The 15373-nt window shown below is 44.7% G+C and carries 16 protein-coding genes; 3 read left to right on the forward strand and 13 right to left on the reverse strand.

Annotated elements, in window-relative coordinates:
- Positions 1-2: 2 nt before the first annotated feature.
- Both AC0VYE_RS27275 and AC0VYE_RS27280 read right to left on the reverse strand, forming a co-directional pair.
- Positions 3-1064: a DUF4198 domain-containing protein gene (locus AC0VYE_RS27275; RefSeq protein ID WP_475443692.1), complete on the reverse strand. Its 1062-nt coding sequence runs from the start codon at positions 1062-1064 to the stop codon at positions 3-5.
- Positions 1065-1228: 164 nt separating this feature from the next.
- The gene (locus AC0VYE_RS27280) at positions 1229-2860 is read right to left on the reverse strand and encodes a hypothetical protein (protein WP_475443694.1); all 1632 of its coding nucleotides are present in this window, start codon (positions 2858-2860) and stop codon (positions 1229-1231) included.
- Positions 2861-3079: 219 nt separating this feature from the next.
- Here AC0VYE_RS27280 and AC0VYE_RS27285 point away from each other — a divergent pair, with 219 nt between their 5' ends.
- Positions 3080-3988: an amidoligase family protein gene (locus AC0VYE_RS27285; protein ID WP_475443696.1), complete on the forward strand. Its 909-nt coding sequence runs from the start codon at positions 3080-3082 to the stop codon at positions 3986-3988.
- A gap of 40 nt (positions 3989-4028) precedes the next feature.
- On the opposite strand, the gene AC0VYE_RS27290 is transcribed toward AC0VYE_RS27285, so the two are convergent.
- The 9 genes from AC0VYE_RS27290 to AC0VYE_RS27330 all read right to left on the reverse strand — a co-directional run bounded on the left by AC0VYE_RS27290 (position 4029) and on the right by AC0VYE_RS27330 (position 10518).
- Positions 4029-4409, reverse strand: coding sequence for a ribosomal maturation YjgA family protein (locus AC0VYE_RS27290; RefSeq protein WP_076268952.1), 381 nt, complete (start codon positions 4407-4409; stop codon positions 4029-4031).
- A 7-nt stretch (positions 4410-4416) separates the two neighbouring features.
- Positions 4417-5256: a P-loop NTPase family protein gene (locus tag AC0VYE_RS27295; RefSeq protein ID WP_475443699.1), complete on the reverse strand. Its 840-nt coding sequence runs from the start codon at positions 5254-5256 to the stop codon at positions 4417-4419.
- A gap of 175 nt (positions 5257-5431) precedes the next feature.
- Complete coding sequence (gene nadE, locus AC0VYE_RS27300) at positions 5432-6241, reverse strand: ammonia-dependent NAD(+) synthetase (RefSeq protein ID WP_076268954.1); 810 nt, start codon at positions 6239-6241, stop codon at positions 5432-5434.
- 14 nt (positions 6242-6255) lie between these two features.
- Positions 6256-6690 carry a BrxA/BrxB family bacilliredoxin gene (locus AC0VYE_RS27305; protein WP_076268955.1) on the reverse strand — a complete coding sequence of 145 codons (435 nt, stop codon included), beginning with the start codon at positions 6688-6690 and terminating at the stop codon, positions 6256-6258.
- 102 nt (positions 6691-6792) lie between these two features.
- Positions 6793-7170, reverse strand: a complete 378-nt coding sequence (locus AC0VYE_RS27310) for a DUF3905 domain-containing protein (protein ID WP_475443702.1) — start codon at positions 7168-7170, stop codon at positions 6793-6795.
- A 15-nt stretch (positions 7171-7185) separates the two neighbouring features.
- Positions 7186-7326, reverse strand: a complete 141-nt coding sequence (locus AC0VYE_RS27315; RefSeq protein WP_179089822.1) for a hypothetical protein — start codon at positions 7324-7326, stop codon at positions 7186-7188.
- 81 nt (positions 7327-7407) lie between these two features.
- Positions 7408-7860, reverse strand: a complete 453-nt coding sequence (locus AC0VYE_RS27320; RefSeq protein ID WP_475449749.1) for a GNAT family N-acetyltransferase — start codon at positions 7858-7860, stop codon at positions 7408-7410.
- Between the two features lie 24 nt (positions 7861-7884).
- Entirely contained in the window at positions 7885-9570 is a 1686-nt protein-coding gene (locus tag AC0VYE_RS27325) for an ATP-binding protein (RefSeq protein ID WP_475443704.1), read from the reverse strand.
- Positions 9571-9681: 111 nt separating this feature from the next.
- A complete protein-coding gene (locus AC0VYE_RS27330; protein ID WP_475443706.1) occupies positions 9682-10518 on the reverse strand; it encodes a lysophospholipase in 837 nt (278 codons plus the stop codon).
- 62 nt (positions 10519-10580) lie between these two features.
- On the opposite strand from AC0VYE_RS27330, the gene AC0VYE_RS27335 reads away from it, so the two are divergent.
- Positions 10581-11837 carry a BaiN/RdsA family NAD(P)/FAD-dependent oxidoreductase gene (locus AC0VYE_RS27335; protein WP_475443708.1) on the forward strand — a complete coding sequence of 419 codons (1257 nt, stop codon included), beginning with the start codon at positions 10581-10583 and terminating at the stop codon, positions 11835-11837.
- A gap of 76 nt (positions 11838-11913) precedes the next feature.
- Here the strand turns inward: AC0VYE_RS27335 and AC0VYE_RS27340 are convergent, their stop codons facing one another.
- Entirely contained in the window at positions 11914-12324 is a 411-nt protein-coding gene (locus AC0VYE_RS27340; protein WP_076268960.1) for a hypothetical protein, read from the reverse strand.
- Positions 12325-12505: 181 nt separating this feature from the next.
- On the opposite strand from AC0VYE_RS27340, the gene AC0VYE_RS27345 reads away from it, so the two are divergent.
- Positions 12506-13411: a helix-turn-helix domain-containing protein gene (locus AC0VYE_RS27345; RefSeq protein WP_475443711.1), complete on the forward strand. Its 906-nt coding sequence runs from the start codon at positions 12506-12508 to the stop codon at positions 13409-13411.
- A gap of 19 nt (positions 13412-13430) precedes the next feature.
- Here AC0VYE_RS27345 and AC0VYE_RS27350 read toward each other — a convergent pair whose 3' ends face one another.
- The gene (locus AC0VYE_RS27350) at positions 13431-15146 is read right to left on the reverse strand and encodes a methyl-accepting chemotaxis protein (RefSeq protein WP_475443713.1); all 1716 of its coding nucleotides are present in this window, start codon (positions 15144-15146) and stop codon (positions 13431-13433) included.
- Positions 15147-15373 lie beyond the last annotated feature (227 nt).

Below are 15373 nucleotides of genomic sequence, written 5' to 3' on the forward strand. Positions count from 1 at the left end.
CCTTATTTCGTGTAAATGGCGACAGCTGCTTGATTACCGCCTACGGCAGGGAAGTATTCAACAGAAGCACCAGCTGCCTCAGCTGCGGAACGAAGGGTTACTGCACCTGTGCCTTTATATGCTGCGTCTACGTATTGCTTAATAAACGCTGCATCTACTTTCGTCGTACCATTTGAAACGGTCAAACTGCTTACAGCTACTACGTTTCCGTTTACGTAAATATGTGGTTTAGCAGACACGGCGCTGCCTGGGAGCTTCACTGATTTATTTTGAACCGTGAAAGTCATTGTAGCTTCGTAATTGGTTGCGCTGTATTCGCCTTCCTTAGCTTCCGTAGTGCTTGGCTTCGCACGTACTAAGTAATAATCGGCAGCACCCGTCGTAAATGAAACCACGCCCTTATCATCGGTCTTCAGCTCCACTGCTTCAGAATTGCTTCGACGAATAATATCAACCGATGTGTTGGTAAGCGGTTTTCCCTTTAGAAGCAGCTCAATCGACACTTTTTCACCCGGTGTAACTGCAGCAGGATTGAACAAAGGGATGAGCTCCGCTCTATCCGGGCTTACTTCCTTAGAGAAACCTGTAAGTGCTTTAACCCGCTCAATGACAGGAATATCGCTAATCGCTACGAATGATTTGGCACTGCGCAGCGTACGAGTAGCAGCGTCTGCACCTTTGTACACGCTGTCTGCTTCGGTTGATATAATGTACGCGCCTGGAACATTTGATTTAAATGACGCAACAAAGTAATTATTTAGCGCTGGCGTTGTTTCCGTAGCCGGCTCTCCAGTATAGAAACGAGTGCCTGTAATATCTGACTTTTGCCCTGCCGGCGTAGTCACATATACTTTTGAAGTGCTGCCCCACTGTCCTTCCAAGCGGTAGCTCTTGTGCTCGTTGGAGTGGTTTCCATACATAAGCTCAACATAGGAAACTTGACCCGGCGCTACGATTGGTGCACTCGTCTGAGACCAACCGTCATGCGCGAATACTGGAGCCGCCGCTCCTAATGTCAACACAGCTGCCAGTGCGACACCTGCGATTTTTTTCTTAAGCTTCATAAAAATACCCCCATCGATTTGGATTCACTGTCCAAATTGTATCAATGGGGGAGCTGTATCACATGACTCGTTAGAGCTATATAGTGGTGAAAGATATGTGAATCATGACTATGCAATTATGGAAAATGAAGCTTGCCTTCCGTCTTTAACAATACGCAACTCGTTTAAATTCTATATTCACTAAAATCAACCGAAAGGCCATTGATCAATTTTTCAATGCTGCCTGTTCCATCCACATTTAGCTCAAGTACGCTTTTATCATGGCTCACATACTTCACACTAAGCCTTTCCTCAGCAGACCAAGCTGGCCTATTGTTTTTTGCCTGTTCCACAAATGCCTCATAGCTGCTTATGCCTTTCTTCAACGCATCGTAACGGCTGATTACTTCGACAATTACGCCGTTTTCTGAGCCTTTGCTTGTCACGATAGAGCGATCCGAACGATGTTCCAGATCATAAGGCTGCATGACATAAATCGCCAAAAACACATTCTCTGTCTGACCAACAAGCATGCCCGGCTCTTGCAGCCAATCCATACATGGCAATAACCCGATAATCGTATTGTCTTTGTCAGATGGAATCGGATATAAAGCCATTATTGTGTTTTTATAATAGAGAACTTCCGTAAACTCGGTTTGATGCCGCAAATCTTCAACCGCATTCGCCTCTGCCGGATGGAAGAAGTAGAGTTGATTCACGCCGTTTTGCAGTCCCAATGGCAAAGAAATATCCCAGCGATGCTGCTCATTGTCAAACTCCGAGAATCGCTCCCACATTCCGCCCGCTGCAAAATCCGAAGTAATGTAAGCATAGCTGTGAAGCATGCTTGCTCCTTCATCCGTAAGCTTCGTAATCGCCTTTTTCACCTCAGTTGGCTCACTTCGATTAAGCGCCGTACGACGAGCTGTTTCAGGCGCCTCGTAAAATAAAAATCCTGCATACTCCGTCCGCGGCATTTGCTCTGGAAGCTCGAAATCACCGAATTGCACATAATCATGCAGAACATTGCTATCAAGCGGAATGTCATGCTTCTGACCGCGGCAATGAGCTCCGACAAAGGCGCCTTTCAAGTAGAATGCAGCTCGCTCATTCCAGAGAAAATCAAGCATATCGGCGAGCTCTTGTTTAATGGCTGCGTCCTCTATTTCGTACCAAGCACAAGTGAATGCCTGCACCCAATGCCAGAACCAAGGCAAGCTGTTGTATTCGGACATGCCATACTTGCGGATATGGGCTAATGTAAGCTGAAGATTGCTGCGACCATCCTCCAGCAAATCAGCATCGGCAAACATCTGTCCAAAAATCAGCTTTGCAGCTGTATATTTTGCATCATGATGACCAAATACATTTTTATGATGGAAGAAGCCGCTTCGATAAATATGGATAAAGGCAGTATCAAATGCTTGGACTAGCTGTTCGTCAAAAAACGTCCTATAGCGGCTCGCAAAAAATGCCATCAAGCTCCCCATCAGCTCCACGGGCAACGTATTTGGCTTGGAGTCCTTCGGAACATCCTCTAGTCTAAGCGGCCAATGTCCATAAGTATCGCTTTCTACAGCCTGATCTTGCAGCGCGAGCACCTCTAGGAGCACAGATCCCGCAGTTCGTTTAGCAGCCTCTCTTTCAAACGGCAGCTGCTCTGATTCATCAACTGCAGCTGCAAACAAATAGGAAGCATAATAAAAGTTATCGCGTAAATCGTGGTGGAACCATAAACCGCTGCTTAATAATGGCTGGTTATGGGCTGCAATTGCTATTTTTTGAATAATCTCTTTTTGCTTAGCTGTAAAGCTCATTATACGAATCTCCTCAATTTACCTTTTTTCTTCTAATCATATATAATTTGAATAATAAGAGATACCACTTCATTATTTTTTTAGTTCAAAACTACAATCATTTTTTCGAATAAGGAGGACATTTTATGTTCAGAAAAAAAATCCCTCGTTAATCTCGTGGTCCGCCTCGCTTCCTCTCTTTAAACTATCCAGCTTATATAAATGGAGAGGATGATGGCAATGTGGCCAAAAATCGTTGATTGGAAAGAGCTGCGCTTTGGCGTGGAAATTGAGTTTGTAGGCGGAAATCCAGAAAGCTTGGAGCTGCTGCCTGGTTGGGTTATTTCTTTGGATGAGCGGCAAATTGATGCAGAAGGTATGGAATCAGGCAGTGAGCTTAAGCCTCCTCCGATCTTGTGGGAAGAGCGTGAGCAAATTCAAATCATGTTAAACAGGCTGAGGGAACAAGGAGCAACAGCTAATTGGAGCTGCGGACTCCATGTTCATATCGGTCTCGAACCGTGGGGAGAAGATGCTGTCCTCCCGCTTATAGACGCCGCACTGGAATATCAACAAACGATCCAAGCGTTATTGAATACGAGCGAGCACCGACTGCTGTTCTGCCCGCCCGTTACTCCGGACATGCGAGAGAGCTATATTAAAAATCCAAGCGATGAAGCCGTTCTCCATGAAGGTCGTCCGCAATCTCATCGTTGTGGAATAAACACAGCGGCTTGGTTTGATATAGGCACGGTGGAAATTCGTTATGCAAATGGCTCGGTGTGTGATGAAGAAATTCTTCGTACCATTGAGCTGTGCTTGCGATTCGTAGCAGCGATAGGTGCCGGCCGTAAGCTTTCCACCGATCCCCTAAAAATGGCTCTTGAGCTTGAAGCACCTATTGATGGTTATCCTTCAGATTTATCACCGCCACAATGGTATCAAGAAAGGTGCTGGCTGGAGGAAGCTCTCATTCCTATCTTGACGCCGCTGGCAGCCGAACTTGTACCGGGTGGAGAAATTCATCATATCGTACCTGTTCAAGATGGTATTATGGTTGTTATTGAGAAATCTGGAGAACACCTATTTAAATTTGTGCTAAAGCCTGCTGCTGAGAGCTGGACAGTTGTACGTCAAGTTGAATCATAAATCAAAAACCCTTCCGCCGCATTTCGGTGGAAGGGTCTTCTTATTTTTTAAAAATAAAATATCGATCAACAACTATGGCAAACATAATGCCCACGCTGTACCTGATCAAATCCACGGTCAAAAAACCGCTCCCGAGCACTAAAGCTCCAATAAATGTCCTGCGAATCTCATTGATCCAATCTGCCTGGTAGAGCTGACTAAACTCGATGCCAAAACAAAAGATGAGGCTAGCGCCAGCAGCCCAAAACAAGTTTTTGTGCACAACTATAGTACGGAAGCCATAATAAATCATACATGCCCAAAGCGCATCGCCAAAATGCTCTGCAGCAAACTCAGGCAGCGAATCTGCAAAGCTCCTTGAACTGTAGCCAAGCACCATCGTTATAACAACCGCAATCGCGTATCGTATTCTCGGTTTCATTTGAAAATCACCTGCTTAAACGATTTTGCAGATCGCTTTGGATTTGGCTGTGGATCTTGACCCAGTCCAAGCTGCTTTTATTAAACAGCATTTTATCGATCGGCAGCTCGTTTAGTATCGCTAATTCATAAGCCTTTCGCAGCTCAAGCACCTCGAGAAGACCTTGAGTTCCCTTGAGCCCTTTACTTTTGCCGTAGCCCTGCTCCGTGTAATACCAAGTAATAAAGTTTAGCCATTCTGTTGGCCGTTCAGCAATTATTGCAGGAAATGCATGTTTAAAGTCATCCTGATACAAATAGAACAACACCGGATTTAGCTGCTTAATCAAGCGGTTCAGTTCATGAATGTAGGTCGTTATTTCAACCTCGGAACAATTGTCTCGTACAAGCATGACGGTTAACGGATTTTGCAAAAAACAGCATTCCAATATGTACACTTCATCTTCGTTAATAGCCTGTCTCGAAAAATCGCTCCACTTTTCAAAAATGAGCTGCTGATGCCTCTCCAAAGGGAGGTTATATACATCATAATCCCCGAAATATTCACTATTAATCGAATCTGTTTCCTTTAGCAGCTTCCCGTAATATACGATATACCCGTCAGCCTTAGCTTCGGAATGCTTAATGATTAACTGCTGTTGCTCCGTATACTTTTGCAGCATTTGCTTATATTGTTCTTCTGTAAAATAAGCGGCGGAATCATAATCGGCTGGGTGCTCCAAATCCCCCTCCAAAAACAAGCGATTGGCAATATTCTGTTCATCTAATAGCTGTTTTATATAACGTGCCGTACTCGTTTTTCCTGATCCGGGCAATCCTTCAACAAGGATTAACTTCGTATTATTCATGGCATTCAGCTCCTTTCACAACTACTATATTCTATCTCCCATCCGTTTCTCCTCCATCATTGGCGTCCGCTTAGCTATTCAAATGCTAGTCCACTGCAACAAAAAAAGACTGTCCCCTGCCGATTTCTCGGTTCAAGGGACAGTCTTTGTATTGCTCGAAGCTTAAGGCAGCTCATTAAATACCCGGAATCGGGGAGCGCTTATGCTCGGTTTTCAAATATTGCTTTTCAAGCTTCTCGCGAGCCTCTTCGCTAATGGACTTGCCTTCAAGATAGTCACTGTTATCACCGTAAGTGATGCCTAGCTCGCCCTCGTCGGTTTGTCCGTCCCATAGGCCTGCCGTTGGCGCTTTGTCGAGCACGCTTTGCGGTACGCCGATATGAGAGGCCAGCTCACGAACCTGCCGTTTGTTAAGCGTACTAAGCGGAGTAACATCTACCGCTCCGTCGCCCCATTTCGTGTAAAAGCCTGTAATCGCTTCAGATGCATGATCTGTACCAACGACTAACAGATTAAGGTCGAATGCAAGCGCGTATTGCATAACCATCCGCGTTCTTGCTTTCACGTTGCCTTTGCCGCCGCGGCTCAAATGACGCGGAATGCCTAACGACTTAAAGCTATGCTCTACTTCAATCGCGATTTCATCCACAGCTTCTTCAATATTCGTCTCCGCGCGGTGCTTTAGCTGGAACGCTTCCGCTACTGCATAACTATCCGCAATATCGGATTGCTCGCCATAAGGCTGAAATACGCCAAGCGTCATATACTCGCGGCCTGTTTCAGCGCTAAGCTCATCTGTTGCCCGCTTGCAAAGACCCGCTGCGACTGCGCTGTCAATTCCGCCGCTAATCGCAATAAGCAAACCCGTTGTTCCCGAGTTCGTTACGTATTCCTTCAAGAAATCAACCCGTTTGCGAATTTCCTGCTCCGGATCGATTTGCGGCTTAACGCCAAGTCTTTGAATAATGGATTGTTGTAAGCTCATAGTTACCTTCCTAATTAGCGGCAAAACCGATCGAAAGCGTCTGTCAGATCGGCTGCAATATCCGATGCGGAACGATTTTCGATCTGGTGGCGCTCGATAAAGTGTACTAGCTCTCCATCCTTCAACAAAGCGATTGAAGGGGAAGATGGCGGATATGGAGCGAAAAACTCACGAGCTTTTGCTGTTGCTTCTTTATCTTGTCCTGCAAATACAGTGTATAAATGATCAGGAGTAATATCGTGTTGAAGCGCATCAGCCACGCCTGGACGACATTGACCTGCTGCACATCCGCAAACGGAATTGATAACAACAAGCGCCGTACCTTTTGCATTTGGCAATTTTTCTTCTACTTCTTCAGGTGTGCGAAGCTCCTGAATACCAATTCGAGTAAGATCGTCTCTCATAGGCTGCACCATATCTAACATGTATCGTTCGAATGACATCGACATCGAAACACACTCCTTTAATTACTTTATTTTAGCTACTATTATACCTTCCGTAGTCAAAATAAAGCAACCGGAGCGCTCGCACTCCGGCTGTTCTTTTTCAGCTTAAACAGGAGCGTCTTTCGGCTTGTCCAAACCATATGACGCATTTTTGTCAGGATGAGTAAATATGCCTCCTTGCGGCTGAAGGCCCTCCTCAAAAATATCCCGATTTTCAGCGGTTAAAAAACCTACATCCTTAAAAGGATGCACCCATTCATCGCCAGCCATCACAGCTGGATCTGTTTCCTCGCTCCACTGCGACAATGGTGAATCCGGAGACTCATATTCATGATCGCCTATAACGATGCCGTGTGAGTTCACAAACGGCGCACGGCTTCCTCGCCCTTCGCGAAACTGAGGCAGAAATTCGATTTCAAAAGGATCTAATGCGGGATCATCTTTAAGCATTTCATCTTCATTCTTGTGCTCATGATCTGGCATATGAACACCTCCGCGCTAAATTGAAGGACGATTAGGTCCATCAAGCTTTTTGTCAAAACCAGCGGATTCGGGTGATTTGCTGTCAGCAGCCGTATTATTTTTAGCCTGCTTCGCTTGCTCAGTCGAACGATCTTTTTCCTCATTATGCTGCGTCATTGTGAGCGCTCCTCTCGTCATAAAATGTAACCGCAATTGCCGGTTATCTTTCAGAGGTAGTATGCTCAGCTGGCGCTTTCCTTATAAATCCTGTGATAAACGAACCATATCAACAACCTGTATTCCGTTCTCATAAATCGCTTCCGGATAATGTCTAACAAAGAAGTCACGGTCAATACTCGTCATTCGAAAGCCGCATTTCTGATACAATGCAAGCTGGCTGACCCCTGAATTGCCCGTTCCAATTTCAATCGTTTTGTAGCCTAGAAGCTTTGCATATGAAATCGCATAAAGTACCATTTGCTTTCCAAGCCCTTGACCTTGCTCTGGCTCCGCTACTGCTACATTTACGATCTCGATCGTCTCTGGCCTGGTTGGCAGCAGTACAAATACTGCAATAATTTCATTGCTTATAACACCTACAAAAACTTCCCCGCGTTTTATGTATTCTTCTACGAGCTTAATCGAAGGATCTGCTAACAAGAGCAGTTCCATTGGGGGTAGTTCGTTTGCTAACAACTTACGTATTTCCATTTCCACTCTAATATGCTCCTTCATTCAACTCGCGCGTTCCTCCGGCACTGTGAAAGTAACGATAAATGCTGTACCTTCACCTTCCTTCGACTCTACGTCAATTCGGCCATTATGGCGCTCAGCGATGCTTAAGCATAACGGAAGGCCAAGGCCCGTTCCTTGCGTCTTCGTCGAGAAAAAAGGCTCGAACAAATGCTGCATTTGCTCTGGAGGTATACCGACACCCTGATCGGCAATCCGCAGCTCAATTTTATTCCCATTATTACGAGTACTAATATGTAATGAGCCTTTATTGTCCATAGCTTCCATTCCGTTACGGGCAATATTAAGAAAAAGCTGCTTAATCTCTCTGTCGTTCATCATAATTAAAGGAATATCTTCGCAAAGGCTCACTTCAATAGATTGGCCTCGCAAATTCGCATCCGCACTAAGCAGCGGTATAAGTTCATTAACAACATCATGCAGCGAAGTCAGCTCCATGGCTAGTTCCCTATTTTGAGCAAGCGATAGAAAATCACTAATAATCATATTCGCACGATCCAGCTCATCGATCACAATCTGAAAGTATTCCTCTTGATTTTTTGGACTGCGCTCCTGAATCAATTGGACAAAGCCGCGAATAACCGCCATCGGATTGCGTATTTCATGAGTGATGCTTGCTGCCATTTGACCTATCAGGCTTAATCGTTCCATTCGCCCAACCTCACTCTGAAGTTGACGAAGCTCCGTTACATCCTGAACGATAAGTGATGCGCCTGCATTTTCAGCATTAACCGATGTACGCATCGAAATAGTTGACAAGAGCAGCATTTTATCGCCGCTAACGTACGGAACGAGAGTGTTCTTCCTGCCGTTTAACGCCTGAGAAAGCAGATTTATGCAGACATCGCCATGTCCGTCCTGAAAAATAAGCGGGAAGGCGACGCCTAGCAAATCCTTCACTTCCGAATCCTTTGAAGGAAGACTGAGAACTGTTTTGGCTATATCATTAAAATGTGTGATTTTCCCTTCACGATCAACAATGACTACCCCAAATGAAGTCTCATCTATAAATTGCTGAAGCTTCTCCACTTCATTGCTATAATTAACCGACATTCGTTTCACTTCATCATAGAGCTGCTGCTTCTCTTTAACATTTTCGATCATAAAGATAGAGAGCCAGGTTGCCATTAATGATGCACAAACAGAGATCAACTGCACGTAAATCATCACATTCGACCACCAAATACCATTAAATAACATAATTCCAGTAACGGAAATAATGTAGTATAGAATCAAAATGGACATGATCACTAAGCCCCTGCGTTTTTTCTGTTCTTTGCCTAAAACAGAGGTACGCTGGAAAGATGGAATCGCATACAACATCAGCGGGACAAAACCAATGACAAAAATAATAAAGTTAATGACTTCCAAGCTGCCTTCGAGCATAGATACTCTTACTGCAATGTAGATGACAGTTAAGACGGCTAATGTAGGCACGCCTCCATAGAGAGAACCTATTACATAAGGAATGAGACGAAAATCGACTTCATAACCTAATAAATCAGGAGCAGTCACCATACACAATACCATCGATCCACCGCAAAATAGGCTCATAAAAATAGGTATTCCCTTCCATCTTTGGTCTTTGTCGTACCAAAGCTGAAAGGCGAAAACAGGCAATAAGGACACAATGAATTGTAAGAGCAATTCCTTTAACACAGACGTCACGTCCGATCCCCCTACTACGCTCTGAATCTATTCCATATTATGTTTTTTACGTAAAATAGCTTTGTATTTGAATCCATCTATTAATCCGATTAAAACATAAAATACCTCTATTTACAATTGTTCTTCTAACCAATCAATTAGCTCTTGAACAGCCTCTTTCCCCTCCACGTCATTGTGCAACTCATGATACCCGCCATCCCAGCGTCTAAAATAACATTGGTCTCCGATTCGCTCAGCAACAAGCGCGCTTGCTTCAAAGGATGTTACGCGATCTGAAGTGCCGTGCATAAGCAGCAGCGGGACCTGCAGGCTGGATGCATGAGCGATCGCCCACTCGCCGGCAGCGGTAATCTCCATATAGGTTTGGAGTGTAATTTTGGTATGACATAAAGGATCTTCCACGATTGGCGCAGCAAGGTCATAGCCAGGACGAAATAAATCGGCAGGATTTAAGCCTGTAGATTGGTGCATCGTCGGGACAAACGCTGCCAATTTGCGTCCAAACCACTCAACAGCTGGATGCGGTTTGAATGCAAGCCTAAGCCAAGGGCTTGTCAGTATGAGTCCACGAATTGGAGGCTGAAGTCGCAGCGCACAATTAAGCGCCACATTGCCTCCCATACTGTGGCCGTATAAGAAGATCGGCGTTCCAGGGTGCCGTTTGCCAGCCTCTTCAATCATAAGCGCTGCATCGCTTACAGCTGCGCCAAGTGAATGCAGATGCCCCCGTTTGCCTGAAGAGCGGCCATGGCCTTGCTGATCCAGCGCTATAAGTACAAAGCCAGCAGCAGTAAGCTGAGCAGCTACATGTCCATAACGATCGCCATGCTCCCCCATCCCGTGTACGAGACAGACGACAGCTTTTGTCTCTAACGTTTCTGACGTCCATTCCCGCAAAAATATTTGCGACCCCTTAGCGCCAGTTATGACCCATTCATCTCGCAGCATTCAAACGCCGCCTTTCTTTTGTGGTATTATAATACTACTAATAATATAGCAGGTGGAAAGCGATGCAATATGATGCAATTGTAATTGGTGGAGGCTCCGCGGGACTAATGGCGGGTATTGCTGCAAGCAAGGAAGGCGCTAAAGTGCTTCTCCTAGACAAAGGCGATAAATTAGGACGCAAACTCGGCATATCCGGCGGCGGCCGATGCAATGTAACGAATAATAAAGAACTGGATGAGCTGATCAAGCATATTCCCGGTAATGGGCGTTTTCTTCACAGTACATTCTCTAATTTCAACAACAAGGATATTATCGCCTTTTTTGAGAACCTTGGCATTGCTTTAAAGGAAGAGGATAACGGGCGCATGTTTCCCGTATCAGATAGAGCTAAAACGGTGGTAGATACGCTTGTTAACCAAGTACGCAAACAAGGTGTCAAAATCATACTGAACGCTCCTGTCGATCATATCATGTATGACAATGGAAGGGTCACAGGCGTGCGTACAAAAGCTGGTGAAACATTCCGTGCCCGCAGTGTCATCGTAGCTTCCGGCGGCAAGTCCGTGCCCCAGACCGGTTCAACCGGCGACGGTTATGCATGGGCAGAAAAAGCTGGACATACGATAACTGAGCTTTTTCCAACTGAGGTTCCGCTTACGTCAAATGAGCCCTTCATTGTAAGCAAGGAGCTGCAAGGGCTATCTCTAAGGGACGTTGCGCTGTCGGTTTGGAACCCGAAAGGGAAACAGATTATTGAGCATCAAGGCGATATGCTATTTACGCATTTCGGTATTTCCGGACCTATTGTGCTAAGATGCAGTCAATTTGTAGTGAAAGCTCTTAAGCAATTTAAGACGGGCAATATTGAGGTTGCGATTGACTTAGTGCCTGATAAAAGCAAAGACGAGGTCTATAAGGAAACATTGAAACTCTCCGAGCTTGAACCGAAAAAAACGATTAAAAATGTCCTTAAAGGTTATTTGCCGGAAAAAATGATACCAATCTTGCTTCAAAAGGCCGGATTGCCGGATAGCCTTACTTATGACAATATTCCAAAACAGGACTGGATAGCCCTTTCGCTGCTGATCAAACATTTTCCGATTAGAGTGTATGGCTCCTTATCCATTGAAGATGCTTTCGTAACCGGCGGAGGCATTCAGTTAAAAGAAGTCGATCCAAAGACGATGCAATCCAAGCTCATGAGCGGTTTGTTTTTTTGCGGAGAAATATTGGATATTCATGGCTACACCGGAGGCTACAACATTACTGCGGCTTTCTCCACAGGTTATACGGCAGGACTTCATGCTGTCATTCAGTAAGGATATAAAAAGGCTGTCAAACGTCGTTAAACGTTGAGACAGCCTTTTTTAATGCAATTATGTACATGAAGTACGTCTAAATTCGAACATCACCTGAAAAATGATCATACGTCCCGGGATCAGGAAGAAATTCCTCGGAATAATCCGCAGCTTCATCCCGATTGTGCAGCTCCTCAGCATCATTGCCTTGTCCATCGGTTGCAGCCCAGTCCTCATTCACAAGATGTGCCGGAATTGCAATCGCATCAAGCGAGTATGCAGTACCGGTAACTGCGTTCGCATCGATATTCGCTTGCTCGACGAGCTGCCCCCCATGTGATTGTGCAATTTCGAGTGCTGAAGTTAGATCGCTTCCTTCTAAATGAACATGCATGCTGCTTCCTTCATGAAGAACCGTCTCATATCCGAGCTCCCTCAGCGTCTCGCAAGCAAGAGCTGCACTTTGAGCATCGTTAAAATCAAACAATAAGGCTGAGTTCGTAGACAATAGCGATCATCCTTTCTAACGTTTTGTTTAACATACCCTATTCATACAAAATCATGTAAAAAAAGAATACGGAAAGGCGTCATGATATATAATTACAAATAACTATTTTATTATGTTATGTTTTATGACATAATCATTACATAAGTGTGCAGCTAGGCTATTGATAAGGAGGATGTCATCGATGAACCATTTATTTTATTTACTTTCAGATCCTATGCTTATCGTCGAGTGGGACGAATCCCGTTGGTCTATTGTAGACGTCAATCAAGCTTTTGCAGCTTTTTCCGGTTTTAAGAAATCAGATCTTATGCTCCTCGATCCATCTACTATTATATCAACGGATGAGACAGCTCTCTCCTTTGATGAAGCCGTACATCAACTTGCTGATGAGCAAGCCCTATCACCGCTTCTTGAATGCAAGCTTGTCACGAAGTCATCGACTCCTGCAGATATACGTTTGTCCTGCCGCAAGCTCCAGCTCGAAGACCGCATTGTTTATGTCATCATTTGCAAGGATTTACGGGAAGCCAAATGGATTGACGAATATATTTTGCATCATAAAATAATGGTATCTACCGTTGTGAATGAGCGCTATAACATTATGAGCTTTAAGCATTATTACGCTCCAGTGCAGCAGCCGTCCTCTTCCTATTTAAACAAATCCATATTTGAGCTTGTTCCAGACCATGAACGAAGCAAGCTTAAGCGAGTATTAGAATATGCGAAAAACAACCGAACGGCTGAATCCGTGGACTTCCATCTTAAGCTTGGGGATCGTTGCTATAATGCTGATGCGGTTGTTCAACCGTTTTACAATGGCAATCGGACCTTAAAAAACTTTGTTGTCATATTAACCAGCCTTCATATGAATAATCAGGATGAGGACCCCTCCTACAAGCTTCGTATGCTTATGCTCAGTAAAAATATATCCGTCACTTCTCTCGCTCAGTCAACGCTTATCTCTCTTACGACCATTTCCAAAATACGCAATGGGAAAATAAAAAAGCCCCAGCGTCTAACGGCAGAATTGATCGCCGGAGAGCTGGGTGTTAGACCCGAAATGATATGGAGCAGCTATAAACGATAATAGCTGCTCCACGTTTTATTTACAGCTTGAATTTTTGAGCCACTTCGTTCATTTCCATTGCAATTACACTCAAGCCGTTAGCTGATGATGATATTTCCTCTGCTGAGGCATACTGCACTTCCGAGGATGCAGAAACTTCGCCGGCAATAGCGGAGGTTCTAGAGGCAATTCCTGTCATTTGGGAAATGGATGAATTGACCTCCCGCGCACTTGCTGCCAGCTGCTCCGAGGAGGACGCTGCCTCCTGAATTTTTTCAAGCACATCTCTTGAAGCATGTGCGATTTGAATGAATGCATCTCCTGCATCTGTTATGCTCGCCAGTCCTTCTATCGATTCAGCTTCACTCATTCTCATCGCCTTCACGGCAGTTTCTGTATCATTCTGAATTTCATTGATCAAATCCTGAATTTTTACAACAGATTCCGCTGACTGTGTAGAGAGCTTGCGCACTTCTTCCGCTACAACCGCGAAGCCCCTTCCATGCTCTCCCGCTCTTGCCGCCTCAATCGCAGCGTTCAGCGCCAGCAGATTTGTCTGCTTTGAAATATTTCCAATCAGCTCAGATATGGCTCCAATATTTCGGGTATGCGCTGCGAGCTGCTGTACTTGCTCAGCTGACTGGCGTACTGCCATATCAATCAACGTCATCTTGTTAACCACCGTCTCAATTAACTCGCCGCCCGTCCGTGAACGATCTACCGCAGCGACTGACAGTTCAGATACATAGGAACTTGCTGCTGCAATCTGCTGTACACCAAGAGCCATTTCTTCTGAGGCGCGGCTTATATCTAGAAAGCTATGCAGCTGCTCCTGCGAGCCTGCGGCTACCTCTCGAAAACTGTTCATTGCATGCTGCGCCGAGTTGCGATTTTGCTCTGAAATAGCCAGCATCTCTTCTGATGAAGCGGTTATGTTCATCGAAGCATGCTGTACGCTCGTAATGGCAGAACGGAGAGAGGCAAGCATTTCAGCGGAAGCACTGACCATATCTCCAATTTCATCACGATTTTTCACTTTCGGGACAATAGCGGATAAATTTCCTTGAGCTACCTCCGAAAGGACTTGCGCCGTTTTCTGAATCGGAATGGAGATCGCTCTGCGAACGTACCAGATAAGAAATCCGACAAGTACCGTTGCCGCTGCAAGACCGCTAATGATCTCAATGTTGTTCTGTTTATGTATATCCCCGCTAACGATTACCGCTCTATCTGCTCCTTCACGATTAAGCCGAATGAGCGTATCTGTAAAGGTCTGCATCGCCTTGAACGACTGCTCGGACTCTGCCAAAGCTGCATCTAAAATTTCTTCATTGCTCGGCTGCGCAGCTGCGAGCATCACTTTTTTGTAGATTTCGATATATGACTTCCATTCGTTATTCAACGATTGTGAAAAGTTCATATCCTCTTCCTTGGAACGGTTTGCGCTATATGTCTTGAACAGCTCGTCGATGGAGCTGATCGTAACTTCCCCATCGGCTGCCAGCATTTCCTTCTTAAGCGGCTCTTCGGTCGTCGCAGCTTTAAGCTGCAACGTAAATAAATGCTCTGTTAAATAATTGATTCGATGGATCGTTTCAATATTGGGCATCCATGTTTCGGATATCACCGCTGCTTGCTTATTCATATTCTCAGTCATACTAAATACTAATAACCCATTTAATAACAAAATAATTAAAATACTCAAGAAGGAAACGGTTAACTTTCTGCTTACGGTCATGCGCATGCTTCGTTTCATAGGGATATCCTCCTCAAGAGTTGGCAATCACTAATCTATCAATCTTTACAAAATAGTATAACTTATAATGGTAATAGGACTAAAGATTTATTTTTTTATTGTAATAGGGCTTAAAGACTCATTCCCTTCAACTAAAGAACCATTGCTCTCATTCATGAATGTTAGTTTAAATGTTTTAATAAAAGGCACTTTTCTGAAGCATTGGTCAAAAAAAAGAAAGGACCGTC

This window comes from Pristimantibacillus sp. Z349TD_6 (assembly GCF_056173205.1).

What these genes read in the sequence shown, in the direction of transcription:
- AC0VYE_RS27315 (WP_179089822.1), bottom strand. Translation starts at nt 7,326, where the DNA reads ATGACGCAGCATAATGAGGAAAAAGATCGTTCGACTGAGCAAGCGAAG.
- AC0VYE_RS27330 (WP_475443706.1), bottom strand. Translation starts at nt 10,518, where the DNA reads ATGCTGCGAGATGAATGGGTCATAACTGGCGCTAAGGGGTCGCAAATA.
- AC0VYE_RS27335 (WP_475443708.1), top strand. Translation starts at nt 10,581, where the DNA reads ATGCAATATGATGCAATTGTAATTGGTGGAGGCTCCGCGGGACTAATG.
- nadE (WP_076268954.1), bottom strand. Translation starts at nt 6,241, where the DNA reads ATGAGCTTACAACAATCCATTATTCAAAGACTTGGCGTTAAGCCGCAA.
- AC0VYE_RS27305 (WP_076268955.1), bottom strand. Translation starts at nt 6,690, where the DNA reads ATGTCGATGTCATTCGAACGATACATGTTAGATATGGTGCAGCCTATG.
- AC0VYE_RS27345 (WP_475443711.1), top strand. Translation starts at nt 12,506, where the DNA reads ATGAACCATTTATTTTATTTACTTTCAGATCCTATGCTTATCGTCGAG.
- AC0VYE_RS27350 (WP_475443713.1), bottom strand. Translation starts at nt 15,146, where the DNA reads ATGAAACGAAGCATGCGCATGACCGTAAGCAGAAAGTTAACCGTTTCC.
- AC0VYE_RS27280 (WP_475443694.1), bottom strand. Translation starts at nt 2,860, where the DNA reads ATGAGCTTTACAGCTAAGCAAAAAGAGATTATTCAAAAAATAGCAATT.
- AC0VYE_RS27285 (WP_475443696.1), top strand. Translation starts at nt 3,080, where the DNA reads ATGTGGCCAAAAATCGTTGATTGGAAAGAGCTGCGCTTTGGCGTGGAA.
- AC0VYE_RS27275 (WP_475443692.1), bottom strand. Translation starts at nt 1,064, where the DNA reads ATGAAGCTTAAGAAAAAAATCGCAGGTGTCGCACTGGCAGCTGTGTTG.
- AC0VYE_RS27295 (WP_475443699.1), bottom strand. Translation starts at nt 5,256, where the DNA reads ATGAATAATACGAAGTTAATCCTTGTTGAAGGATTGCCCGGATCAGGA.
- AC0VYE_RS27320 (WP_475449749.1), bottom strand. Translation starts at nt 7,860, where the DNA reads ATGGAAATACGTAAGTTGTTAGCAAACGAACTACCCCCAATGGAACTG.
- AC0VYE_RS27290 (WP_076268952.1), bottom strand. Translation starts at nt 4,409, where the DNA reads ATGAAACCGAGAATACGATACGCGATTGCGGTTGTTATAACGATGGTG.
- AC0VYE_RS27310 (WP_475443702.1), bottom strand. Translation starts at nt 7,170, where the DNA reads ATGCCAGATCATGAGCACAAGAATGAAGATGAAATGCTTAAAGATGAT.